This window comes from Mesotoga sp. H07.pep.5.3, assembly GCF_002752615.1.
Classification (GTDB): Bacteria; Thermotogota; Thermotogae; order Petrotogales; family Kosmotogaceae; genus Mesotoga; species Mesotoga prima.
Genome location: NZ_AYTV01000021.1, coordinates 199,715 through 223,782, shown reverse-complemented (window position 1 = coordinate 223,782; position 24,068 = coordinate 199,715). Strand labels below are relative to the sequence as shown.

General features: G+C 47.1%; 21 protein-coding genes. 12 read left to right on the top strand and 9 right to left on the bottom strand.

Annotated features, from left to right (window positions below):
• The 5 genes from V513_RS09095 (at position 1) to V513_RS09075 (ending at position 5,719) form a co-directional block, all read left to right on the top strand.
• On the top strand, positions 1 to 690 hold the full coding sequence (locus V513_RS09095) for a response regulator transcription factor (RefSeq protein ID WP_099772483.1): 690 nt from the start codon (positions 1 to 3) through the stop codon (positions 688 to 690).
• Positions 691 to 1,947: a sensor histidine kinase gene (locus V513_RS09090; protein ID WP_099772482.1), complete on the top strand. Its 1,257-nt coding sequence runs from the start codon at positions 691 to 693 to the stop codon at positions 1,945 to 1,947. It begins immediately after the preceding gene.
• Between the two features lie 93 nt (positions 1,948 to 2,040).
• Positions 2,041 to 2,766 carry an ABC transporter ATP-binding protein gene (locus V513_RS09085; RefSeq protein ID WP_099772481.1) on the top strand — a complete coding sequence of 242 codons (726 nt, stop codon included), beginning with the start codon at positions 2,041 to 2,043 and terminating at the stop codon, positions 2,764 to 2,766.
• Positions 2,763 to 5,267 (top strand): FtsX-like permease family protein, encoded by a 2,505-nt coding sequence (locus tag V513_RS09080; protein ID WP_099772480.1) that lies wholly within the window; start codon positions 2,763 to 2,765, stop codon positions 5,265 to 5,267. Before V513_RS09085 ends, V513_RS09080 begins: the two co-directional genes overlap by 4 nt.
• 98 nt (positions 5,268 to 5,365) lie before the next feature.
• Positions 5,366 to 5,719 carry a VOC family protein gene (locus V513_RS09075; RefSeq protein ID WP_099772479.1) on the top strand — a complete coding sequence of 118 codons (354 nt, stop codon included), beginning with the start codon at positions 5,366 to 5,368 and terminating at the stop codon, positions 5,717 to 5,719.
• 83 nt (positions 5,720 to 5,802) lie between these two features.
• Here V513_RS09075 and V513_RS09070 read toward each other — a convergent pair whose 3' ends face one another.
• The 3 genes from V513_RS09070 to V513_RS09060 all read right to left on the bottom strand — a co-directional run bounded on the left by V513_RS09070 (position 5,803) and on the right by V513_RS09060 (position 9,114).
• Positions 5,803 to 6,396 carry an InlB B-repeat-containing protein gene (locus V513_RS09070; RefSeq protein WP_257212038.1) on the bottom strand — a complete coding sequence of 198 codons (594 nt, stop codon included), beginning with the start codon at positions 6,394 to 6,396 and terminating at the stop codon, positions 5,803 to 5,805.
• Between the two features lie 26 nt (positions 6,397 to 6,422).
• Positions 6,423 to 7,646, bottom strand: coding sequence for a YibE/F family protein (locus tag V513_RS09065; RefSeq protein WP_257212037.1), 1,224 nt, complete (start codon positions 7,644 to 7,646; stop codon positions 6,423 to 6,425).
• A gap of 64 nt (positions 7,647 to 7,710) precedes the next feature.
• A complete protein-coding gene (locus V513_RS09060; RefSeq protein ID WP_099772476.1) occupies positions 7,711 to 9,114 on the bottom strand; it encodes an alkaline phosphatase in 1,404 nt (467 codons plus the stop codon).
• 595 nt (positions 9,115 to 9,709) lie between these two features.
• Here V513_RS09060 and V513_RS14215 point away from each other — a divergent pair.
• Entirely contained in the window at positions 9,710 to 10,381 is a 672-nt protein-coding gene (locus tag V513_RS14215; protein WP_257212036.1) for an SIR2 family protein, read from the top strand.
• A gap of 57 nt (positions 10,382 to 10,438) precedes the next feature.
• Entirely contained in the window at positions 10,439 to 11,791 is a 1,353-nt protein-coding gene (locus V513_RS14210; protein WP_257212035.1) for a hypothetical protein, read from the top strand.
• A 232-nt stretch (positions 11,792 to 12,023) separates the two neighbouring features.
• Here the strand turns inward: V513_RS14210 and V513_RS09045 are convergent, their stop codons facing one another.
• Positions 12,024 to 12,206: a hypothetical protein gene (locus tag V513_RS09045; protein ID WP_099772474.1), complete on the bottom strand. Its 183-nt coding sequence runs from the start codon at positions 12,204 to 12,206 to the stop codon at positions 12,024 to 12,026.
• A gap of 225 nt (positions 12,207 to 12,431) precedes the next feature.
• Here V513_RS09045 and V513_RS09040 point away from each other — a divergent pair, with 225 nt between their 5' ends.
• Positions 12,432 to 13,391, top strand: coding sequence for a hypothetical protein (locus tag V513_RS09040; RefSeq protein ID WP_099772473.1), 960 nt, complete (start codon positions 12,432 to 12,434; stop codon positions 13,389 to 13,391).
• 271 nt (positions 13,392 to 13,662) lie between these two features.
• Here the strand turns inward: V513_RS09040 and V513_RS09035 are convergent, their stop codons facing one another.
• Positions 13,663 to 14,811, bottom strand: coding sequence for a Fic family protein (locus V513_RS09035; RefSeq protein ID WP_099772472.1), 1,149 nt, complete (start codon positions 14,809 to 14,811; stop codon positions 13,663 to 13,665).
• Positions 14,812 to 15,336: 525 nt separating this feature from the next.
• On the opposite strand from V513_RS09035, the gene V513_RS09030 reads away from it, so the two are divergent.
• Positions 15,337 to 15,612, top strand: a complete 276-nt coding sequence (locus V513_RS09030) for a hypothetical protein (RefSeq protein ID WP_099772471.1) — start codon at positions 15,337 to 15,339, stop codon at positions 15,610 to 15,612.
• A 770-nt stretch (positions 15,613 to 16,382) separates the two neighbouring features.
• Here V513_RS09030 and V513_RS09020 read toward each other — a convergent pair.
• Together V513_RS09020 and V513_RS09015 are read right to left on the bottom strand one after the other, a co-directional pair.
• Positions 16,383 to 17,318 carry a GGDEF domain-containing protein gene (locus V513_RS09020; protein ID WP_014731225.1) on the bottom strand — a complete coding sequence of 312 codons (936 nt, stop codon included), beginning with the start codon at positions 17,316 to 17,318 and terminating at the stop codon, positions 16,383 to 16,385.
• Complete coding sequence (locus tag V513_RS09015) at positions 17,311 to 18,417, bottom strand: cobalamin B12-binding domain-containing protein (protein WP_099772469.1); 1,107 nt, start codon at positions 18,415 to 18,417, stop codon at positions 17,311 to 17,313. Before V513_RS09015 ends, V513_RS09020 begins: the two co-directional genes overlap by 8 nt.
• 514 nt (positions 18,418 to 18,931) lie before the next feature.
• On the opposite strand from V513_RS09015, the gene V513_RS09010 reads away from it, so the two are divergent.
• Positions 18,932 to 19,720: an LptM family lipoprotein gene (locus V513_RS09010; protein WP_099772468.1), complete on the top strand. Its 789-nt coding sequence runs from the start codon at positions 18,932 to 18,934 to the stop codon at positions 19,718 to 19,720.
• 20 nt (positions 19,721 to 19,740) lie between these two features.
• Here the strand turns inward: V513_RS09010 and V513_RS09005 are convergent, their stop codons facing one another.
• Complete coding sequence (locus V513_RS09005; RefSeq protein ID WP_014731222.1) at positions 19,741 to 20,310, bottom strand: phosphatase PAP2 family protein; 570 nt, start codon at positions 20,308 to 20,310, stop codon at positions 19,741 to 19,743.
• 75 nt (positions 20,311 to 20,385) lie between these two features.
• On the bottom strand, positions 20,386 to 21,441 hold the full coding sequence (locus V513_RS09000) for a tyrosine-protein phosphatase (RefSeq protein WP_099772467.1): 1,056 nt from the start codon (positions 21,439 to 21,441) through the stop codon (positions 20,386 to 20,388).
• A 1,020-nt stretch (positions 21,442 to 22,461) separates the two neighbouring features.
• On the opposite strand from V513_RS09000, the gene V513_RS08985 reads away from it, so the two are divergent.
• Both V513_RS08985 and V513_RS08975 read left to right on the top strand, forming a co-directional pair.
• A complete protein-coding gene (locus V513_RS08985) occupies positions 22,462 to 22,674 on the top strand; it encodes a hypothetical protein (RefSeq protein ID WP_099772464.1) in 213 nt (70 codons plus the stop codon).
• Positions 22,675 to 23,390: 716 nt separating this feature from the next.
• Entirely contained in the window at positions 23,391 to 24,008 is a 618-nt protein-coding gene (locus tag V513_RS08975; RefSeq protein WP_099772462.1) for a fibronectin type III, read from the top strand.
• Positions 24,009 to 24,068: the final 60 nt, after the last annotated feature.

The window sequence follows — 24,068 nt, the reverse complement described above, 5'->3', positions numbered from 1 at the left end:
TTGCTCAGGATTCTGCTAGTTGAAGACGACGAAAACCTTGCGAACGGCATAAGCTATGCGCTCACGCAGGAGGGGTGGGCAACGACCTTAGCCGGGAGTGTGTCGTATGCTCTCGAAATGCTAGAGAGCGGAGACTTTGATCTGGCGCTCCTAGATGTAATGCTCCCCGACGGAAACGGATTTGAACTCTGCAAGAAGATACGCGAAAGATCAGAGATGCCAATAATCTTCCTTACTGCAAGGGACGAGGAAGTGAATATCGTAATGGGTCTCGAGAGCGGGGCGGACGATTACGTAACGAAACCATTCAGACTAAGGGAGCTCATATCGCGAATCAAAGCCAATGCACGGAGAATCCAGAAGCGTTCCGTTGAGGAAGGCGGTTCGCTAAAGTCAGGCCCCTTAGAATTGAACACCTCTAAGCTGAGGGCTTACAGATCCGGGAAAGAGATCATACTCACTCCAACGGAGTTCAAAATACTCAGAACTCTTATGGAGAACGAAGGTATTGTCCTCGGAAGGGATCGGCTCCTTCAGAAGGTATGGGATGTAGACGGTGAATTCATTGATGACAACACCCTCTCTGTTCATATCCGAAAGCTCAGAGAGAAGGTGGAGGAAGATCCCTCAAAGCCGAAGCTTATTGAAACGTTGAGAGGCCTGGGTTACAGGTGGAATGGGGAGAAATAGATGTTAAGATTCCTCTTCAGAGAAAAAGCCAATAGACTGGCCTCAGTTGCCGGCATTGTGATCTCTCTCGCGGTCGTCATTATCGCCGTGCTGCTCATATGGTCTGCATTGCAGGAACAGAGAAGTCGTCAGTATGAAAGGGAGATCTCGTTAATTGGAAGGCTGGTTTCGCTGGGTGGTCTTTCGGATGAAACCCTTCAGAGGCTGCTTTCTGAGAGTTGGCCGGAAGACTTCGAAGCTGCGCTGAATCTTCTCAAGCCCTATGGATACACAGAAGCGCCTCCCGAAAGCTATGGATCTACTTACAAGAATTTCCGCTCCAGGATAGTTACGATAATTTCGCTTTCTTCTATAACTCTTGTTCTTCTTTGGGTTTCACTGCTCTCCCTCATAGCGAAAAAACAGTCCGACTTTCTGAAAGAAACATCGCTGAGATTGGACGCCCTGATGAGCGGGAGATACGATGGTAAATCGATTTTCGATGGCGAGGGGGACACGGCCATTCTCTCGGCACAACTGAATGCGCTCAGCAGAAGACTGGAGAAGACCATGGAAAGCGTTGATTCCGAGCGCGACAAGATGAGGGCCTTCATCTCTTTCATATCGCATGAACTCAAGACGCCACTTGCCTCCCTAAAAACGATGAATGAATTAATGCTAGACGGCAAAAATATGGAAAGAGAACAGATTGAAGAGTTTCTGGGTAGAAGCGGCGAAGATATCGAGAGAATGGAATGGCTCATCGGTGACGTTCTCAACATAGCAAGGATAGAATCGGGCGCTATCAGATTTAATTTCAGAAAGGCAGATCTCGCAGAACTGGCGAGAGATGTAATGAGAAACTACATCGAGATAGCTCGCGGAAAGAAGGTCGAGATTTGGCTTAATACCGAATCGTCGGCTATGGTCTTCTGTGATGAGAAGTGGATTTCGCAGGCTATTGGCAACCTCCTTAAAAACGCCATCGATTACTCTCCTGAAGGCGGCTCGGTATCTGTGTCAATTTCAGGGAGCGAAGCCTACGCCTATTTAAGCGTCTCAGACGAAGGACCCGGGGTCTCGCAAGAAGATTCATCGAAGATCTTTCAGAGTTTCTACCGGGGCAGTTCTGCCGGCAGATCGAAAAAGGGTTCAGGGCTCGGGCTATCGCTGGCTAAAGCGATTATTGAGAGACACCAAGGCGACATAAAGCTGAAGTCATCTACGGAAAGAGGATCGACTTTCACAATAGAGCTCCCCGTAAGACGGGAAGAATGAGGGCTTAACCTTGCGATTTCTTAAGCTTATCCTTCATCTACGAATAAGAAAGACTCCTTATACTCTGAACAGAAATCAATAAGGAGGCGGATTATGGAAGTACTCAAAACTACTGGACTGAGAAAAGTATATGGATCTGGCGCGAACGCAGTCACTGCGCTCAAAGGGGCGGAGCTTTCCGTCGAGGAGGGCGAGTTCATCGCGATAGTCGGGCCTAGTGGCTCGGGAAAGAGTACGCTCCTTCATCTGCTTGCGGGGCTTGATCGGCCTACCGCGGGAAGCGTCCACATAGACGGCAAGAATCTCTACACCATGACGGATACGCAGCTTTCGATCTTCAGAAGAAGAAGAATCGGGTTTGTCTTTCAGTTTTTCAACCTGATTCCCGTCCTGACTGCCAGGGAAAACATTGAACTCCCGCTGATCCTGGACGAAAGAAAGGTCGACGAGCCCTATCTGAACGAACTCATAAGGCTTATGAAACTTGAAGACAGAATCGATCACCTCCCGTCTGCCCTTTCAGGCGGCCAGCAACAGAGGGTGGCCATAGCCAGGGCTCTCATAACGAAACCCGCTATCGTCTTCGCCGACGAACCGACAGGAAATCTCGACAGCAAGACGAGCCAGGAAGTCATGGACCTGCTTAAAATAAGCGCGAGGAAATTCCACCAGACTCTCGTAATAGTGACTCATGAAGAGGATATTGCAGAAAGAGCCGACAGAATAATCACCCTGGAGGACGGCGAGATCGTTTCGGACTACTCGAATACAGACGTGGGCAACGTCTTTTCTTCGGCCCTGGGAGGTCAGAAGGTATGAAACGTTATACAGAACTAAGCAGAAAGTACCTTTCGAGACGACTTAGGAGAACGTTGTACACACTCCTGGGAGTGGCCCTTGCCGTAGCCTTCATAACCGCAATCATGATCACTTTCGAAAGCATCGAAGCTTCGGAGCTCCAGAGCATGGAGAACTCTGTGGGGAGGTACCATGGAAAAGTAGTAGAGACAAGTGAATCCGAGCTCATGGACTTGAAGATACATGTTTTGATTGAAGAGCTGGGTATTCAGAAAATAGCCGGGACAATTGAATTCCCCGAAGAAAGGGCTTCTCTGTTTATTGAAGAGGCAAATGAGTTGACGCTCAACCTGAGAGGAAAGAGCATAGAAGAAGGCCGTCTCCCGGAAAAACCTGGAGAGATAGCGGTAGACTCATTTTCTGCGCAGCTTCTGGGAATCACTCCGGAAACCGGCCAAATGGTTTCACTTGATATTGGAGGCAAGAAACGTACCTATGAAGTAGTAGGGATAGTATCAAAGGCTAGACAGGAGAGTGCAATGTCAAAGGCCTTTGTGGAAATTTCACCTGACGAGTTTTCAGAGATTTCTGAAGAGTCGAGAGTGGTGAAGAACGCCTATTTCACCGTTGAAGCACCAAACAACGGAATAAGAGCTGCAGCGATTAAGGTTGCCTCGGATCTCAAAATAAGAGATAAGACAACTTACAACGGTTCGTTGATCTACTTTCTCGAGAACCTATCTCCCGTCAACTGGCCGGCCGTCGTTCTGGGACTGCTCGTCGCAGTCGCTTCAATGGTCTCTATCTATAACACCGTACAGATATCCGTTCTCGAGAGAATACGTGAATTCGGGCTTCTCAGGGCGGCCGGTGCCACTCCCGCACAGATAAGGAAGGTCGTCTTCCGAGAATCGATCCTCGTAAGTCTTGTTGGTATTCCCTTAGGACTGGCGACAGGCGTTTTGCTCTCCTTCGCCATAGCGCTCTATGCGGGATCTCAGCTTACGGGGCTAGGCGGCTTCGCAACCATGATTTCACCCCTATCACTCTTACTTGGAGCCATTCTCGGATTCCTGTCGGTAGTCGTATCTTCTCTTATTCCCGCACTGAGGGCGGGTAAAGTCTCACCCGTAGAGGCGATGAGACAGTACGGGGTCGAACCCTCTGACTTCGAAGTCAAAGGGATCGTTAAAGGGCAAAGTTCGTCTGGAGAGAAGATCCCGCTGAAACTGGCGAAAAGAAACATGAGGAGAAACCTACGCACAACGACTATTTCTGTTATTTCAATGACGATGGCGGCAACACTTTTCATAGCCTTCTCGTACTTTGCCGGAAACTTCGATACTGAGAAAATTGCGCGGGGCGTTGTGAAGTCGGATTTCTCAATAAGAGTGGCAAGCATGTACGATGACGGACCCGATGAGCAAACGATCGAAGAGATACTCTCATTCGAAGATGTACAGACAGTTGCGGCTGCGAAGTTCATTACGGGAAGACTGCTAACCGAATGGGAAGACCGGGACCTTGATAACAAGTCATTCGCAACCTTCTCCACCCCTGAGGCTGGAATGCGCGCGACAATAGTTGATAATAGCGGAATGTTCATGGCTCTCCTCGCTTACAACGATCTCGGTATCGAGCTGATGAAGACGAAAGTCATTTCGGGATCGATAGATTTGACGAGAGCAACTTCCGAACCGGTAATCATTATCGACATAGAAAACAGCAACAAGCACGGAATCGAGGCAGGAGACAGAGTTTTGCTCAAGACGTACTATCTGAACGAGTCTATGGTACAAGTTCCCGTCGCCTCGGAGTTCGTCGTTGCCGCTGTGGTGCAGGAGCTGCCATCAGTCGTCGGCTACACGGTCGAGGGCGGAATACTTGTTGCGGCATGCAGCGAGAAGATAATTGAGGTTTTCAGGCCTGAGAACGGCAATGTCCATCTCACCATGATGGACTACATGGACCACTACTCGTATGTAGATATATACCTTCGAAGGGGAAGCGACGCTGAAGCTCTCGAATCAACAATCGAAGAGATCGCCGACAGATACAGGAACTCTACCTTCATCTCATACAGTGAATACAAGAAAGAGGCTGAAGACGCGATCAGCACACTTTCAACCCTAGTGTACGGGCTTATTGCAATAGTTGGCTTCATAGGCATCTGCGGTATAACAAACACCATGAACACTACTATCATCCTGCGTCGCAGAGAGTTTGGAATACTCAGAGCGGTGGGCATGACCGGAAAACAACTCAAGGCCATGCTTACTTACGAAGGCCTGATCTTCGGATTCATAAGTGCCATATCGTCTGTCGTTCTAGGCCTGATTCTCTCTTACACGGTCTATTCGCTCTTGAGATCCGAGATGAGTCATCTCAACTGGTCGATACCATGGATGGGAATTGTTCTAGCGGTTGCCGGCGCGATAGGGGCAGGAATACTGACCACGCTCGCTTCGTCGAGAAAGGTGACGTCTCTAAGTATAACCGAATCGATCAGAACTATAGAGTGATGTAGAAATGAGTCTTTCAGTTTGACTAAAGTCGGACTTTGATAGGTTTTATCGCCGGCCTTATTCTTCTTAAAACAAATTAATGTTGGGAGGCCTAAATGGAAATTCAGGTTGCTACTATATCTGTAAGCTCTCTTGAGAGAGCGAGAGTCTTCTACGAAGTGATCCTCGGGTTCGAACCGGATATTTTTTACGAACAGACCAACTGGCAGTCCTATAAACTCGATGGAACGGCCGGCTTTGGGATAATCGAAACTCCGGGATTGAAAAGAAACAGGAATTCAGACATCTTGAACTTCCGAATAACCGGTGTCAGGGAACTGTGGAATAGAATCAAAGACTCTGTGGAGATCGATACTCCTCTCGAAACGACTCCCTATGGAATCCTTAAATTCGTCATCAGAGATCCGGACGGTTTTAGAATCGGTTTTGTTGAAAAGATAGAAGCCTGAGGATTTGCACCTCAGGCTTTTTCTAAGTGCACTCAAATTAAGTAAACTAAAAAGCTATGTCTCGAAAAGAAAGCTTCAATCTCTTAAGGCTTGTGGAAAGACGCAAAAAGAGCCAAATCAAACTGCAAATTGCTTAGAGTCAAAGTCTGAGAATCACTGAAAGGGGTCCCACATGGATCATAGTACCAGCCACTAAACTCATATCCAGAATTTGGAACGGCGCTAATAATGGTGCTCGACCCCTTTGGAAATTCGCCTCCACCGCTTACTTCACCACCCCCAGGTGGCTCGGCTCTCAAGTTCACAGTAATTGTGTCGGACACATCCAGGTCGAAATTGCCGACTATGGTGAATTCAGTGCAGCCGATACAAGTCGATCTAGCAAGGAAGAAGGTGGAATTCCCTTCCCACAATGGATTATCGCTGAACTCAGCTCCCTCGAAAGTCCAGTTCCTGAATACGTAATTGTCATTAGGAATTGCACCCAGCGTCATTGGATCGCCGTATATGAATACACCACTTTCCATGACTTCCCCGCCTTCAGGGGGATCTGCAACTGCGTTGAAATGATACTCTATCGGCGGGAACCAGGCTTCTATCGGAAGGGTATCGGTCACACCCTGTGTCGGCAGCCACTCCGATGTGTTGAATGTGTATGGAAGATCCTCACTCAACATTTCCCCTTCAGTGTACCAGCCATTCCTCAATCGACGGAATCGTTAATGGCGGACCCAAGTTCTCGAGCCTTCTTGCCCACACTTTGTCCGGCTTCTTGGTTCGCTGTGATAAGAAGCTCGCTCCCTTTTCTGGTGAATACGAAGGCTCCGATTATGGCTGTGAGAGGCGCGGTAAGAACCAGTCCGAAACTCCCGACTACAGTTATGAGTACTTCTGACGAAAAATAGTTGAGGTTCAGCATCGCTGATGTATTCACGCCCTGAGCCATGAAGGCCATGAGAAGAGTCAGATAGCCACCTGAGTAAGCAAAAAGAAGAGTGGTCGTCATTGTGCCCACCACGGCCCTACCCACACGAAATCCGGAAAACATCAGTTCTCTTGTGGTAATGTCGGGGTTTTTGAATACCACTTCTTGCATAGATGCAGAAAGATCCATACCGATATCCATTACTGCCCCTGAACTCCCGATAAAAATGCTGGCTAGAAAGAGCTGGTTCAGATCAAGGTGTGCAAACCCTGAATAGAGAAGTGTTTCAGCAAACGGCATCACCGAACCGTTTATGTAAAATGGGTCTGAAAAGCTTAAAGAAAGAATCAGGGTTACCAAGACTCCCGATATCGATCCAAGGAAGGCAACAAATCCCTTACGGGTGAATCCTCCAACAAGAAAGATGATTGCCAAAGTGAGTGCTGAAACAATTGCGAAAGCTATCAGTACAGGATTGAGGCCTTGTAAATAGAGCGGAATCATCACTTTCCACAGAACCAGAAGCGTCGTGGTGAACGAGAGTAGTGTTTTGAGTCCGGTGAACCCCGCGAAGAGTATAAGCATTACTCCGAATACCGTGAAAAGAAGCATCTCAGTACCAAGACGGTAGAAATCTACGACCTTAACGTAGATTGATCCGTCACCGATGGTTGAGTATTCGACATAGACGGTATCGCCTTCACTGAGTACTTTATCAAGTTCCATTTTACCTATAAGGTTGTTGTCTGTTTCAAAAACCTGACCTTTCAGTTCGCCGCGTTTGATCTCAACGGTCAAATACTGACTCCCCTGTTTTATCAGTCCATACTGCTTGAGTTCGGTATTGTCTACTTCAACAATCTTTCCAACTGTGTAGCTGTAATTTGAACTCTTATCATACCTGTTTGGCATGATGATGAGCACAATGTTCACAGCCACCAAGATCAATACAAAGAGCAGCTCGTACCGTTTTTTGGATCCACTTATGCTCACTTTTCTCATCTCCAATCAGAACAAGAGACCAGTGCGTTTTTCTGCGCACTGGCCACCACATTTATCGATACTATTAATCAAGGAGTTTAAAGAGATTCTTGCCGATATCGGTATTGTCGTAGAAACCTGCGAACATTTCTTGGCCAACACCCATGGCGAATGTTGCAACTGGAACACCGGTATGCGAGTAAGATGTCCAACCGAGTCCGGCTTTTTCGTTCAGAATATGAGTGAGTGTTACGCTAACTGGATTGTAACCACCGTAGAGGATGTATGTTCTGCTATCCTTTGGTACGCTACCATTCACGTAGTAACCGAAGGCTTCCCGAAGTCTTTCAATCTCTGTATCGTTTAGAGGGATGCCCTGAGGTTTGCCAGTGGTCACAAGACCAAAGTTGTCCTCAACAAGAACGAGAAGATCTTCGAACGTGTTGAGTTTGCCCAGAGCCTTTTCAGAAGAGAGGAGAGCATCGAAGGCCTCGTAGGACATCTTCTGATTTCCGATTGTTGGAACGTTGGCAACGTACTTTGTTCCAGCGAAACCAAGTGTGAGTCCTCCCGTTTCGTGATCACCGGTAACAACAATAAGGGTATCTTCCGGATGTTCATTGTAGAACTTTATTGCTTCCGCTATTGCCTTATCGAAAGCTATCGTATCTCCAACTGATGCTGCTGCGTCGTTTGCGTGGCACGCCCAGTCTATCTTGCCTGACTCGACCATTATGAAGAAGCCATTGTCATTTGAGAGAAGCTGTATTGCTTTTGCAGTAATATCTGCCAGAGAGAATTCGTTCTCTCTATCGATTTCGTAAGCCATCGCTCCGCTGCCAGGAATTACTTCGTTTGTGATAATGACCTTTCCTTCAACTGATTCAAGTGATTCGAACTCTTCCTGAGTTCTTACAACCGTGAATCCATTTTCTACAGCTATCTCAAAGAGATTTCTGTCTTTACCTTTGTTGTCAGGCCTGTTGAAACTTCCGCCACCGAAGAGGTCGTAATTACTTGTTACTGCCTGAAGCCCAATTGAGTAGTAATTGTTTCTTGATTTCTCATGAGCGTAAAAAACTGCCGGCGTGGCATGGTCGATGGAGACGCTTGAAATGATCCCGACTTTCATGCCCCTGCTTTTGGCAAATTCTGCAACCGTTTGGTAGGATTCAGTAAGTGTTGGATCCATGCTAATAACGCCATCATTTGTCTTCCTTCCTGTTGCTATCGCAGTACCGGCCGAGGCTGAGTCGGTTATGAAGGAGTTTGAGGAGTAGGTTGTCGTCATACCCTGGACTGGAAACCTAAGCATGTTTAGCTTAGGAGTTACCGCATCCTCAAATGATGAACTTAGAAACAGTTGTGCTGCGTTGATCTGCGGAAGAGCCATGCCATCGCCAATAAACAGGAAAACATACTTTGGACCCGCAAGAGCCGTTAAAGCAAAGAGAACCACAAGCGAGAAAAGTAGCAGTGCTTTCTTCATAATACTTACCTCCTGAAAGAATTTGACCCGATTTACTATCCATAGAGAATTTTAGAGTGCAGTTTTTTCCACAGTAGATTCTGAATATTCGAGATGCCTAATCACTTAATGGAAAGCAAAAGTAACTCATGTATGCGAAACAAGTGGCTTCTAGAACTACTGCGAGACATTTGAAAAGAGCGTCTTGACAAGGCACCGAAGAAAGGCTTTCAGGTAATCTCCGCTTGATAGTCTTCTCGACAAATCACTGGGTAAATCAATAACTGATGTTCAAGATGTCACCTGGAGCTTGTCTCACAGTCATCAGGCAAACCAAATCTAGATCCCATTTGTTCGCAAAGAAATTTCCCTACATGAAGGTGGGCGGAGTTACATACGAAGAAAACGGCGTGAGAATTACGCATTTTCCCACCGTTCAAGACAGGCATGAAAGACGCCAGATTCGGTTTTTCTCTCTAGGTAAAGCCTCTTGGATTAAGCACCTTCCTCGACACCGTGTTCGGCAATGGAGTATCATTGCATCAAGGACGCTCTCTATTCAAGGGTCTCAATTTGTGAATGAAGGTTATTAGAAAGAGAGACGGCGGGAGGAATAATGCTCTTAACAGACCATGTAGATATTCCTACAGAATTAATAAGGGCGCAGGAGGAAGAAAGGCTGGTAGTCTTCGCGGGTGCCGGCGTTTCAATGGCCTCTCCTTCAAACATACCCGGTTTTGTCGACCTCGCAAAAGCCGTCGCGAAAAGCTACGGCCAAAAATACTACGTCAAACAGCAGCGAGTCCAACCTCCGGACGTCTTTCTCGGCAGTCTAAACTCCAAGAATGGCGGACAGGGCGTCCACGAAATCGTAAAACAGATTATGAGTAGAGAAACCTCTAGACCGTCGCAGCTTCACAACCTTATTCCTCTTCTATTCAAGAGCGCCCGGGACCTCAAAATCGTAACGACAAATTACGACGCGCACTTTCTAACCGTTTTGAAGAATTACGGAGAGAGATACGACAGCTTCGATATCTTCAGAGCGCCCGCTCTACCGAGGGGCGATGACTTCAGGGGAATAGTATATCTTCACGGAAACGTGGAACAGGATTCTAGATGGCTTGTCGTTACGAACAGGGACTTCGGAAGAGCTTACCTAACCGAAGGTTGGGCGAGGGACTTTCTTAGGGATCTGTACCTATCGGATTACACTATTCTTTTCATAGGGTACAGCCACAGAGATACCATAGTCGATTACCTGGCAAGAGGACTGGACATAAGGTAATCGAATAGATACGCACTTGTCAGCGCGAGCGATGCCGAGAGGTGGAAAGAGATCAACGTGATTCCCGTCTCCTATCCCCTAAAACCCGAAAAGAAGAAAGTTCATTACGAACTTCAGAAGGCTCTTGAAAACTGGACTTCCCTGGCCAGTTCAGATCTTGAAACCCATACCGACAGAATTAAAAGCATTGCCGGCAAGAAACCCGGAATAGATCAAAAGGTCGACAGTTACCTAACATACTGTCTCAACCGTGAAGACCTCACAGAGGTCTTTTGTCGTTTCGCTGAGGGCTTCGCATGGGTGGAATGGCTCGATTCGAAAGCGATGCTGGATAATCTCTTCCGCGAGGAAGAGCCGCTCACAGAGATCGAAAAGTCTCTAACCCGCTGGTTCGTAAAAACTGCTTTCTTAAGCAGCAGCCAGGAACACCTGACTTTCTTGGCCTCCAGAAGATCATCCTTGAACCCATATCTGGTCTCTTCGATCGTGGAACAAATGGCAGACAGTGATCTGGAGATTCCAGATACCTGTCAGGCAGAATGGTTGAATCTGATCCTCAACAACTGGCACAAAGGAGAAACCCCAGGTCTCGCAATGCTGAAAGCCCTGAAGAATGTCGATGTCACCACAAACCCATGGATAATCACGAAGGCTATACAGAGCTTCTTCTCTCTTTCTCAGACTGGAAAACCGGCGAAGCTTTCCCTCTTTCACAGGCAATACGATCTTGAGCCTCTCGTCAAAGCCGATTGCCTGAAGAGATTCTGGTCCGAGATCATTGAACCAAACCTTGATATACTACATGAAGACATCCTTTCGATTCTTACCTCGCAGCTAATGAAGGCCGTCACAGACATGTCGGTAATCAACGGCTCGGTAAGAGAGTACGACAGCATTTGCAGCGCGAGAAAGACCATCGAAGAGAGCGAGCCGGAATCGAACCCGGAATGGCTTCATATCTATATAGATTTCGTACGTGATACGATCCTTCACTTGATAAAAACCGACAACAAAGACAGGAACTTCTATTACGAATGGTGGAGACGATCCAGGGCCCCTATCCTGTGGCGTATACTGCTTTATGCTGTATCCGAAGACCCTTCGTGCTCTGACGATGACCGCGTAAGGATCGTCCTGGATAATGGGTGGCTGATAAATCCCGTTCTGAAAGCAGAAACTGCGAAGATCATCTCTAACTCTCTTCGAACAACCTCCACATCTGTTCTTATGGAAGTCGTTGAAACAATCGAAAGAGAACTAGACAGACTGAGCAGAGTACCTGATCTTGGTGACGGTCAGAGATCTAATCCCGCTACTGGAGAAATCCTCTCGGCAATCGAAAAGTCAGGAGTCGACTCCCCCGAAATCAAAAAACTAGTCAAACCGCTTAAAGAAAAAGAACGGTCATAGCGCCTCAAAGCCTCAGAATAGAATTTGATTCGCAGGCACAATGTAATGCCGGAGTTCTTCGTTGAAGAGAAAGACAGCCGTGGCGACCAGTATGATGTGCCAAATTCAGAGCTTCATGAAGCGCCAAAGATACTGAAAGATCTTGAAATAAGAAAGTGAAACTTCAAACGAAAGGATTCATAACGAGATATCACAAAGAAACGGCCCGGAGGATTCTCCGGGCCTTGTAATACTAAGAGTCCGACTTAGCTTTCTTGCCCTTGTCCATATAAGCAACAAGGACCATAATGGCACCGCCTATCCATTTTAATACAACGTGCCAGGCGGGTTCTACAACGGTTCCGATGTTGAATGAAGCTAGAAGAGCCATAACCAGGACTACCACACCGGCGATCATCAATACAGTTCTTGACATAACAATCACCCCTCCTGTTCACAGGTATCTGGTACAATCTTGACTCCGTCTGCTATCGTGATTTTATCACAACTTCACGCAGGAAAGACCATTTTTGTAGAAAAAAACTCGCCTTGGTTTCAATCTACACATAATAGGTCGGTTATTCAGTTGCATTGATAGATTTCGGTGTTAAGATCTGAGTAAACCATCAAGTTATCTTTTCATCTCTTTGGGAGGCGAATCATGCACGAGATTATAGATTGGCTCCTTGAAGGTCCTTCATGGATCGAATATAGAACAAGATTAGATCTCCTCTCACAGGATGAAGAGGAAGAAGACGTTGTTGAATCACGTATGAAAATGCTCAACTTATCTGAGATAAAATCATTGATCGCCGAACTTCAAGACTGGCCCGGCTCAGTCCTTACAAGCCACAAGAATGCCGGCCATCTGATTCACAAATTGACATTTCTGGCCGATCTTGGGATAAGAAAAAATGATCCCGGGGTTGAAGAAATCATCGAGAAGATACTTGAGCATCGCTCTTCGCAGGGTCCCTTTGAGGTTCTCATGAATATCCCTGTAAAATTCGGCGGTTTGGGAACGGATCAGTTTGCCTGGGCGCTGTGTGATGCCCCGGTAGTACTCTATTCGCTAGCAAGAATGGGACTTCAAGAAGATGCAAGAGTGCTTGGAGCCGCCGAATATCTAGCAAAACTGATAAGAGACAATGGCTGGCCATGCGTCGCGTCACCTGAGCTCGGAAGCTTCCGCGGACCTGGAAGAAGAGAAGACCCTTGTCCGTACGCCACTCTCGTCATGACGAAGCTCCTACTAGAAATCCCTGAATTCCTGGGAAGTACAGAAGTCGAACTCGGTGTAGAGTCACTTCTCTCACTATGGGAAAGAAGAAGAGATTATCATCCGTATATATTTTATATGGGCACAGATTTCTGTAAGCTCAAATCTCCTGAAATCTGGTTCGACATACTTCATGTTCTGGATGTAGTCTCGAGATCTTCACTGAAAAGTGACGACCGACGATTTAGTGAAATGAAAGACATAGTAGCCACCAAACAGACTCCTTCGGGAAGATTCATACCTGAATCGATATGGATGGCCTGGAAAGGCTGGGAGTTCGGTCAAAAGAAAGAACCTTCTCGCTGGCCAACACTCCAGGCACTAAAGATTCTCAAGAGATAGGGTCCCGCTTCAAGCTCTTCTGCTGCATCCATCTTCAGTTCACGAGAGAATCCATAAAGGTATCCACCCAACAAGAAGTGAGATTCCTTACGTCTGAAGCGTTGCAAGGTGTGTTATCAACTTTCGATCTTCCCCGAAATAAACACCGATTTCATCTCGATAGTGGAAACGAACGATTCGGAGGACGGAGAACCTTTGACGGTGGACCTGAGAATGCTTCCTGCCAAAAGCAGCATCTCCAATATACTTGGTACTTCTAGAGGACGAGTCTTCATTTAACAATCTCAATCAACTCTGAAGCAATGTATTTCTTCCCGTACTTGCTTTGATCTGTTTGTGAAAGGACTCCCTTCTCACACAAAGCAGTGACCGCCCTTCTGGCGCTAACGTAAGTCACGTTTAGTCTTTCAGCAGCTTGCGGAATTGTAATTACAGGATTCTCGAATAGAGAATCAATTAGCGCTAGTGGAAGGGGTGAAGAAACAGGTTTTAGACGACCTATCCAGTTGCTTCTAAGATCCATGATCTCCTTCAGCTTATTCTTTCCTAGCTCAGACTGCTGAAGGACCGCCTTGAGAAAGAAGAAAATCCATCCATTCCAGTCGCCCTCAAAGCTTACGCTTCTCAGTCTTGAATAGTATTCCTGTCGATTAGCTTCGAAATAGCCGCTGAGATACAATCCCGGTTGATCCATCAGTCCCCAGTAAGTTTTGAGTAAAGAGATCAATAGCCTCCCAACCCTCCCATTTCCGTCCACAAATGGATGGATGGCTTCAAACTGATAATGAACCAAAGCCAACCTAACAAGTGGAGGTAGTCTAGATTCAGAGTTGATGAAATTCTCCAGTTCGCCAAGACAATCGTTCAGCTCTTCGGGAGGTGGGGGTACATAATCAGCTTCATTCAAAGTGCAGCCCGGTTTTCCAATCCAGTTCTGCGTTCTCCTTAATTCTCCGGGATATGAATAGCCTCCGCACACTCCCGACATGAGCACGGAATGTAACTCCTTGAAAAGTCGTGTTGAAATCGGCAAAGACTTCAGGCGTTCAAGACCATACTCAAGTGCCTTTAGATAATTCGACACCTCCCGAACATCTTCTGCCAAGGGAACACTATTTTGGTCAGCTTCAAAAAAGTAGAGATCCTCAATGTCCGAAGTCGTTCCCTCGATCTGTGACGAAGCAACGGCTTCCCTGCGAAAGAGAGGCCTGATCAACAATCGCGATCCTGGACTCCCAGAAAGAAACCCCGAAAACTCTCCCATCGCTCGATTTGCTTCACCGAGAAGAAACAGAAGGTCATTGTCATATACGAGCTTTGGTGGTAAGGGATTAGGTACAAACGCCCAGTATGTGAAGCTCGGACTGACTATCTTCTTCACTTTTCCTGGTGAACTAGAGGAAAACTGATCCGGTATCATTTTGTCCTCCAAATTGTGCGCAAGTACAATTCTTTTCAAGACAATTATACTATAGTGCTCATGAGTATAATTTTCTTGATCGGAGAAGTTACCTAAGTTGAAGCATTTAAGGAGTAAACAAGCGCCGTGGGCTCTGTTTCCCTTCTATCAAGAGCAAGGCAAACTGTCGACAAGACTCTTTTCCGATTTATTGAAGAAGAACATAGATGCTGAAACAAGTTCATGACGCCGAGCACGGGGTATCGATTACAAGGTATGGAGTCCCGCGAACGGAAAAGGCTCATAGATTCAGGGTTTTTCTGTAATTGAGAAAGTTATTCGGGCAGCGCGTTTGGGAAGTCCCTCACTTTGTCATCCCGAACTTGTTTCGGGATCTGGGTTTTGGACAAACCGTGGTTGGGAGTAGCATCTTGGGGGTTCTTAACCCTTCAAATCTCTAAGCAATCTCTAAGCGGCTTTTAAGCGGGCTCCAAGAAACGGGCCGTAGACTGAGAATGTACCAAAAATCATGTGGAGGTGTAAGAGATGAAAAAGATAGTGTTAATTACGATAACGGTTCTTCTGATCGGTGGAATGACATTGGCAGTAGGCTATGGAACGAAGACGATGCAGAGAGTTCAGGATCCTACAACCTGTGAGAACTTCGTAGATGCAGACGGCGACGGAATAAACGACAACTGCCCGAATGACGGTGTAAGAGAACTGAAGAATGCCCAGGATGGAACAGGCTACAGGCACGGAGCCTCTGGCGAAAAGGGACCGGGACTAGGCAGAGGATTCGGAAAAGCAGCACAGCTGTAAGAGATAAAACCCTTACTCAATCAAGTCAAGGGCCCGAAAGGGCCCTTGTTCTTATAATAATGAAATCAGAACAACAGACTTCCAAACCCAATCACTCGTCAGTTTCTCTTGTTCTGTCATCCCGAACTTGTTTCGGGATCTGGGCTTCGTGAAGACCGTGGCCGGTGGTAGCGGGTTGGGGGTTGGACAGTTCAAGAAAGGTTGGTTAACCGTTCAATGGTTACGTTCATCGAGGAGAACCTTCTCCAGAGCGAGAATCTGTTCTTCGTTCTGATCAATGTCAGGAACCATCGACACGAGATTCTGAATCACGTTCAGATGACGGTATGTGACGTTTTCGCAATCACGTAACACTGTCATCTCGAACTTGTTTCGGGATCTGGTTCCAACCTGGACGCGCAGCCTCGGAACGAAGAACCGGTGCTTCTTGGCGCGGGCGAAGGACCAAGGACGGCTATTTGCAGCATTCAGCGGTTCTTCTCCCGTGAGGTGGTGCTGGCGAAGGCGAAGCCTTCACTGGCGGCGACGATTCTCGCCTTTTGACTGGCCTGCGCAGCAGACTGGTTTTTTTGCCTCCTGCGAAGCAGCCTCACTTCCCCGGATGATCCTCCGGGCATCACTTCCGCCGGGATCTTTCGGCGCATCACTTCCTGGGATGCTCTTCCCAGAATCACTTCTCAATGGAGTCGGCATTGCGTCCGCCGATGTTTTTCGGCGCCTTGCGTCTTGTTTCAATGGGAACTGGCCTTCTTCAGCAGATATGCCCGCTTTCAACGCACCACTCTGTTTTTTCCACCGGATTTTGCACTATAAAGAGCGTCGTCGACACGTTTTAGTATGCTTGACTTCGTGTCTGAAGGCTTAAATGTGGCGACCCCGAAGCTGGCCGTGACTGTCAATCCGAGCTTTTTCTCAGTCTCTCTCTCGAAGTTCTTCCGAACCTCTTCTGCGATCTCGGTAGCCTCTTCTGATGTCGTTTCGGGAAGCATTACAATGAATTCCTCGCCACCGTATCTCACGGTAGTCCGTCTTGGTGAGATTATTTCGTTTAGAACATCAGCGAACAGCTGTAGAACTCTGTCGCCTTCGGGGTGGCCTCTAGTATCGTTGACTCTCTTGAAGTCGTCTATGTCTGCCATTATTATGGAAAGAGGCTTGCAGGTCGAGCATAAGCTCTCTATCTCTTTATCTAGCCTGTTCATGAATTCACGTCTGTTCGACAATCCAGTCAGCGGGTCGCAGTTCATCAGCCTTTCTATCTCTTTATTTGCAGCCTGAAGCTCTTTGTTCTTACGCGCTAGCTCTCTCGTAAGCGATGCGAGCTCATCCGTAACCTTCGACATGCTCTCCATAATGTCTCCGGCCGAAAGGCCAATCTTCACGCCCAGAAACAGCCTCCTTGACTCGTCGACAAGCATGACAAATCCGCTCACTAGATGAATGTTCGATCTTGAATCGCTAAGACCGATTCTTACAGGCTTCGCTCCAAATCTCTTCAATAGTGCTTGGGAATTGTCCACAACAAGATTGCAAATATTCTCGCCTTTGAGAGTATCACTTTTCTCCACCAAAGAAATCAGAGAGGGGCTGTGATCAAGGATCTTGCCTTCGTTGTCAAAGAGAATAAGGATTGCTCCAGATAGATTCTCGAGAGCGGAAAAGAAATCATCTTTATTCGAAAGGATAGCCTCTCTTAGCTCATTCACGCTCTTTCCACCATTGTTTGGCAAGCTCGATAGCCTCATCGGCCGATTCGGCAGTTCCATCGGCACCCAGTCTCTTCCAGAGATCCTCTGATTCGTTGATTACCAGACCTCCGACCATGATCCTCATTCTTTTGAAGTCACTATCATTGTGAACGGACTGAATTAGCTTTTTCGTGAGATCGAGATTGAAGGACATCGTAACGGAGATCGCCAGCAAAAAAGGAAGATTCTTCTTCAGATGCTTGAGCACTTCGGACACCGGTGTATTTGCTCCGAGATAGCTGACATTCCAGCCGCTCAGTTCAAGAAGGTCGGCAAGTATCCTTGCTCCAAGCTCGTGGTATTCGTTCTGCGAACTGAGCACAACGGCCTTTCTTCTGGGGTGCGAAGGTACGGTCTCGATCATGCTGTATGTGCTTGCCATAAGCCTATTCATAAGAGAAGTTGCGAGATGTTCCTCGGCAATGGATATCTCACCGGTCTGCCATAGGTAACCTATCTCGTACATTGCAGGTTGAACTACCTTCAAATAGAAATCGGCGAGCAATTTTTCGCTATTGATTTCACGGTTAGCAATCTCTCTAAGCTTTTTATAATCGCCTGTGAGCAGGGCTAAGACGGTTTGCCTCTCGATAGCCTTCCAGTCCTCGTCAACCTTCATCTGGATCAGACCCTCTTGAGCATGTTCTACAGCCGCATTATGTGAATCCAACATTTCAAGATATACTTCGATTACCTGAGCGGCGCTTTCCGGAGTTAGAAACTCATCTATCGCCTTCATCCAGGCCTTCAAGACTTCAGGAAAGAACTCGACAGAGAAATCTCTCGAGGTGTAAGTCTTATACACCCAGGGTAGAGACTTCGCCAGGAGATCGTAGTCGTTCAGCTTAATGACGTTTGAGATGAATTGGAGATGATTCGAGTTGTTGTCATACATTATGTATAGCGGATTCATACCGAGAAGTTCAGAAATGTCCTCTCTCGCCGCCATAAGCTCGTTAACCCTCTTCAGCATCTTCTCTCCCTGAGACTCGTACTCCATAGCCGCCGAGGCTGAAACACTCAGATTTTTTCCAAAATCATCCGATACTCTCTGCATATAAACACTCCCAAAGTGATTTAATCGAATTCTAGCCTATTCCGCATACACATTATAAACTAATGAGACCTAGTTCACAGGAATCCTTCAGCTTATCATCTAACCCTGGTCAATCCGATGTAGAGAAAAGGCCAAATACACGGCGGCTTTTCGCTTCATAATTGTCTGACCTCTTTTGGCACCCTAAAACCGGTAGAGGCGATATCCTGCGGCAAGTATCGATTATCCGATTTTGAGATTCGAGTTGTTACACAGCCTTCAAAGGTAGCCTGATGATGCCGGAGCATTCACAGAAGAAATTCATTTAAGTGTCCGATTTATTTCAGTATCTAATTGAAAAGCATAAAGCACTTCCAAGTACACATTCCCGTCTGAATGGAGCTTCTTTAGACTCGATTCGGAAATCTCTTAGACTAGAAACAGCCTGCAGTCTCTCCAGCTTAATTCCCTATACTTCAACGCGTATAATCTAACTTTCGACTCCAATCGTATGAACTCGATGGGAGGTGAGAAAATGAAACGTTTCTTCGTACCACTCGTGATAATTGTTCTGATCTTTCTTCTTTCGGGATGCATTTGGGGAGATAAGCCTCTTCCAAAGATTGTTCTTATAGATGACTCCCATGCAAACAGATTTGGAGGGGAAGAGAGCGAATTTTTCGATGGAATAATTGCTATTCTCGCGGCCAAGGGTTACGACTACAGATACTCCTCTGTGGTAGGGTTTGAACCGCAGAACTACGCGATAGTTATCCTTTCGATGCCCGGCGCTAGTTATTCTACTTCGGACATAGACAAACTGGAAACACAGCTCAGCAAAAAAGGCAAGATAATTATGATGGATATCCTTGCTGAGGTTCCGCCGGCAAGCACCTTCTTTCTAGATGCTCTTTCAGACCGCCTTAATACCGGAATAAGTTTTGTATGGGGGCTTGTAACGGATACCGTCAACAACATCGGCGGAAACAAGATGATGATAACAACCGATAACTTCACGACCCACCCGCTTGCATCTACCCTCTCTGCGAAGATCGCCATGATGATGGCTACCAAGCTTACTGTGGAAGGGAATGCGACAGTCGCGATCTTTGCGGAATCATCTGCAATCTTCACTACCTATGTACCCAGTGGCGATGAAGTGACCTATGTACCGGAGGCTGCTCCTCCCATACCGATTGTAGTAGCATCCAATATCGGGGGAGGTAAAGTAGTAGCGATTTCCAGCGCATATGCATTTACAGGAACCCTTATGGGAATCGTTCCAGGCAACACCGACCTCTTCAGGGCAGCGGTCGACTGGTAAATCACCTACTAGAAACGTAGTTACTCTAAGCTGTCAGACTTGTCGTTTCTCTCGGGCTTGATAATAGTGTACTTATCGAAGAGCCATACGGTGAGAATTCCGCATGCTATACCGATAAGGGCACCGGCAATAACATCCGAGAAATAGCTGAAATAGACGTAAACCTCTGCCAGAGCTATTAGAGAAGAAAGTAGAGCTAGCGGGACCCTGAGCATTTTGACGCTGTTCCATAAGACTGCAGTGTAGGCAAAAGCGACGGCAACCGGAGAAGACGGAAAGGAATAAGTCTCGGGAATTGGAAAGATGATAGTATACCCCTCGATAAACTCGAGCGGCCGCAGCCGCCCGAAAACGGGCTTAAAGATAACGAAGGCAATCAGTAAACTTATACCGAGTCCCAGCGAAGTCATATAACCTGCCCTACGGTATTTCTTATCTAGGAGGAGAAAGACCGTAAGCAGGATCCATACTAAGGCTCCCCTCTCGAGAAACAGCATGAACGAGAGAAAGAGATCCATAAACTGTCCAGACATAACTGCATTAAGCGAATCCATAACCGAAAGCTCAATCTGATTAAGCGCATCCCACATTCTAGAACACCACCATAATCTCTAAGAAAAGGGGCGGTTCTAGACCGCCCCTCGATAATAACACTCTCTATAAAACTATCTAAGAATATCTTGAATTGCAGCGATCTCGGTGTAAGAGAGACCGGCCTTCTTCGTCAGGTAGTCTAAAGCAACGCTCTTCACGTTGAGATCGTCGACGGGATTGCCGTCGTTCATTATAACGAAGAGATCAACGATGATCTTTCTTACTGCTTCGTAAGCTGCGGTTCCCGGTACTACATTATAGTAGTTCTCGTAAGACTTGACATAATCGGCATAGATCTCGTCGGTCTTGGCGTTCATGATTGCGCCAAGCAGAGCAGATGCGATTCCGGCCCTATCCTTGCCTTCGACACAGTGAATCAGGTACGGAGGCTCGTGAGCTATCATGAATCTAAGGCCTTCTCCGAGCTTCTTCGCAAAGTCGTCTGCGAGAGGATCGACACCCATATTCAAATTGATTAGGTTGCCGGCCTCGCTGATGGACTTGTAGTACTCCGAGTATTCAAGATTTGATGCGAGCTCTTCATCTGAGTCGGAGAGATTGATGACAGTCTTGATACCGGCCTGCTCGATAAGAGCCGATGCGTACGGAGCCCTGGGATCGTCTATCGAAGGATGGGAGCATCTGTAAAGCTTACCTGGAGCAATATCTCCGAGGGTAATCTCTCTGAAGTTCGCGAAAATCTCATCGCTCGCGTAATCTTCCCTTACCTCGCTTCTCACAAGATGTCTTATCTCCAGCTCATCCTTGTAAGCCCCCTTCTCGACTAGACCCATATAGACGGGACTTCCAACTTCCAGTCCATAAGTCTTCGCAAAATTGCCATAGTTGATCGCGAGAAGAACATGATCGTCGGAATATCTCGCAAGCGGCTTCCCTCTGTCGACATCACCGTATGTGGTCACGAACGGAACCATGATAGTGGTCGTTCCCATCGTTACGTAAACCAGATCTCCCGCTTCAATAGCGGCGTAAACAACTGCTTCCATCGGGATATTCGTATGAACGTTACCGTACTTATCAATTTCAGCAACTGCGCCAACGATTCCGGCGAGCATCAAAGCTGACAGAACCACAAATACACCCAGTAAAAACCCTCTTTTAAGCATAAAACACCTCCACCTATCCTTTTTAGACGTTAAGGTATTTGCACCACAATTATATCACCAGCGACTTTTAATCACGAAAAGAACAACCTTCACTATCCCGTCGATTTGAAGGTAATGCGACAGCCGCATGGCACTGTTGCTCCGCGTTAAAACACCTGATATACAGTTTATACCACACATAGAGCCGTAGAGAAACGAAAGATCAAAGTGTGGGGATAACAACGGCAGGAAGTTATCCGGCCAGCAGTTCATGGAAGCCCCTCACTCTGTCAACCCGAACTTGTTTCGGGATCTGGGTTTTGGAGAAGCCGTGGTTGGGGGTAGCTGGTTGGGGGTTGGAAAGAGCGACTGAAAACCGGATCACCGTTGGACGGTTCTCCGTTCGCCGAGAGGAGCCTTGATCAATAGCATCAAGATTCCGACCAGGAGCTTTGTCGGAATGACGAAATATAGCCTTCTCGCTATAACCGTCAGTTTTCCCCTCACTGAGCCTGCCCTGAAATGCTTCTGTTCAGGGTCATCCCGAACTTGTTTCGGGATCTGGTTTTGGAGAAAGCGTGGTTGGGGATCGGAGGTTGGGGGTTGGTCAGGAGCAAAGAGCAAGAGCTTAACCCAGTCCTCAAGAAGCAAATTACGCCCTCGGATTAGAACGAACCTATTTTGTCATCCTGAACTGCTCCTGTTCAGGATCTGGGCTTTGGAGAAACCGTGGTTGGGGGGATCGAAAGAGCAAAGGAACTGGTTGACCGTTGAATCGTTCTCCGTTCACCGAGGAGAATTTCGAAGCAATAGCATCAAGATTCCGACCAGGAGCTTTGTCGGAATGACGGAATCTATCCTTTTCGGAATAATCATTCGCTGTTATCCCGAACTTGTTTCGGGGGTCGAAGGGGGAAACCATGGTTGGGGGTCGGAGGTCGGAGGTTGGAAAGAGCAAAGGATCAGTTGCAAGATGCAAGTTCCAAGTTGTAAGTAAAAAGACCTAACAAAACGGGTCTCGGGTTTCGAGTCTGGGGTTTCGTGAACAAAACCGGCTCACCAATTCAGGGTTTCACTGTAACTGAGGAAGTTATCTCGATATCGGCTTTCGGAAGTCCCTTACTCTGTCATCCCGAACTTGTTTCGGGATCTGCACTTTTGAAGACCGTGGCCGGTGGTAGCGAGTTGGGTGTTGGAAAGAGCAAAGGATCAGTTGCAAGATGCAAGTTCCAAGTTGTAAGTAAAAAGACCTAACAAAACGGGTCTCGGGTTTCGAGTCTGGGGTTTCGTGAACAAAACCGGCTCACCAATTCAGGGTTTCACTGTAACTGAGGAAGTTATCTCGATATCGGCTTTCGAAAGTCCCTTACTCTGTCATCCCGAACTTGTTTCGGGATCTTGGTTTTGGAGAAACCGTGGTTGGTGGTAGCGGGTTGGTGGTAGGAAAGAGCAAGAGACACCGATTGACCGTTGAATCGTTCTCCGTTCACCGAGGAGAACCGCTGCTCGTTCAAGAGCTAGGATCTGATCTTCATGTTCTTTCGAAGGACGGGTTCATAGTTTTGGACGAAGGACCAAGGACGACTCTTGACAGCGATCAGCGGGTTCTCCGCTTTTAAGCGTTCAGCGGTTCTTCTCCCGTGAGGTGGTACTGGCGAAGGCGAAGCCTTCACTGGCGGCGATGATTCTCACCTTGTGACTGGCCTGCGCCAGCAGACTGGCTTCTACATTTCTCGTCTCTCGTTAGCGCAGCAAACTCTCTATAATGCTCTTTCTCGGCTGATCTTATCGTAGGAACACGTGTATCTTAACTCCTTCCCCAAAGAATCAGCAAGGAACACTCTGGCCAGAAGAGCCTGAATCGGCCGATGCTGTTCTAAAATCTATAAGGAGATGTTGTTAAAGAACCACTTGCTTTTCAGACAAAGCAGCAATCTCATCTCCTAATTCGGATTGTGGAGGATAATGAGATGAAGAGTTTTCGCCTGACGATGGTTCTAGTGCTTACTGTATTATTTCTTTCGGCCTGTCCAATAAAGAATAGCAAGCCTGAATGGGGAGTCATTGAAACAATTGTCGAGAATATTGGAGAGCTAATCCAGATCAACCTTGCCGAGTATTGTTCAGATCCGGACGGCCATCTTCTTTCATATAGCCTCATTGGAGGACCGGGAACCGTTTCAGGCAGCCTTTATGAATGGACAGTCAGCGGACCACTCGGCGATATTGCAGTTACTATAAGAGCAGAAGACGAGAAGGAAGCGTCATCTGACAAGACATTCACAGTAACGGTCAAATCATTTCCCAACGTTCCCTCAAACCCTTCCCCGGCAAATGGTGCGAAGGACACTGATCTTGAAGTTCTCTTGTCTTGGGAAGGCGGAGATCCCGACGGGGATGCGGTATTGTACGATTTATACCTTTCTACTTTCCACAATCCTTCCCTTTTCAGATCGAATCGAACTACGAACACTTATAATGAAAGCGGTCTCCTTCCCAATACTACATACTACTGGAAGATAGCCGCAAAGAACGAAGGCTCAGAACCAGTAGTTGGTCCAATATGGAGTTTCACAACAAAAAAGTAATTCTATCTAGCAAAATACTGTATGGAAACCCCGAAAACCGTCGGAGTCTCCTAAAATCAT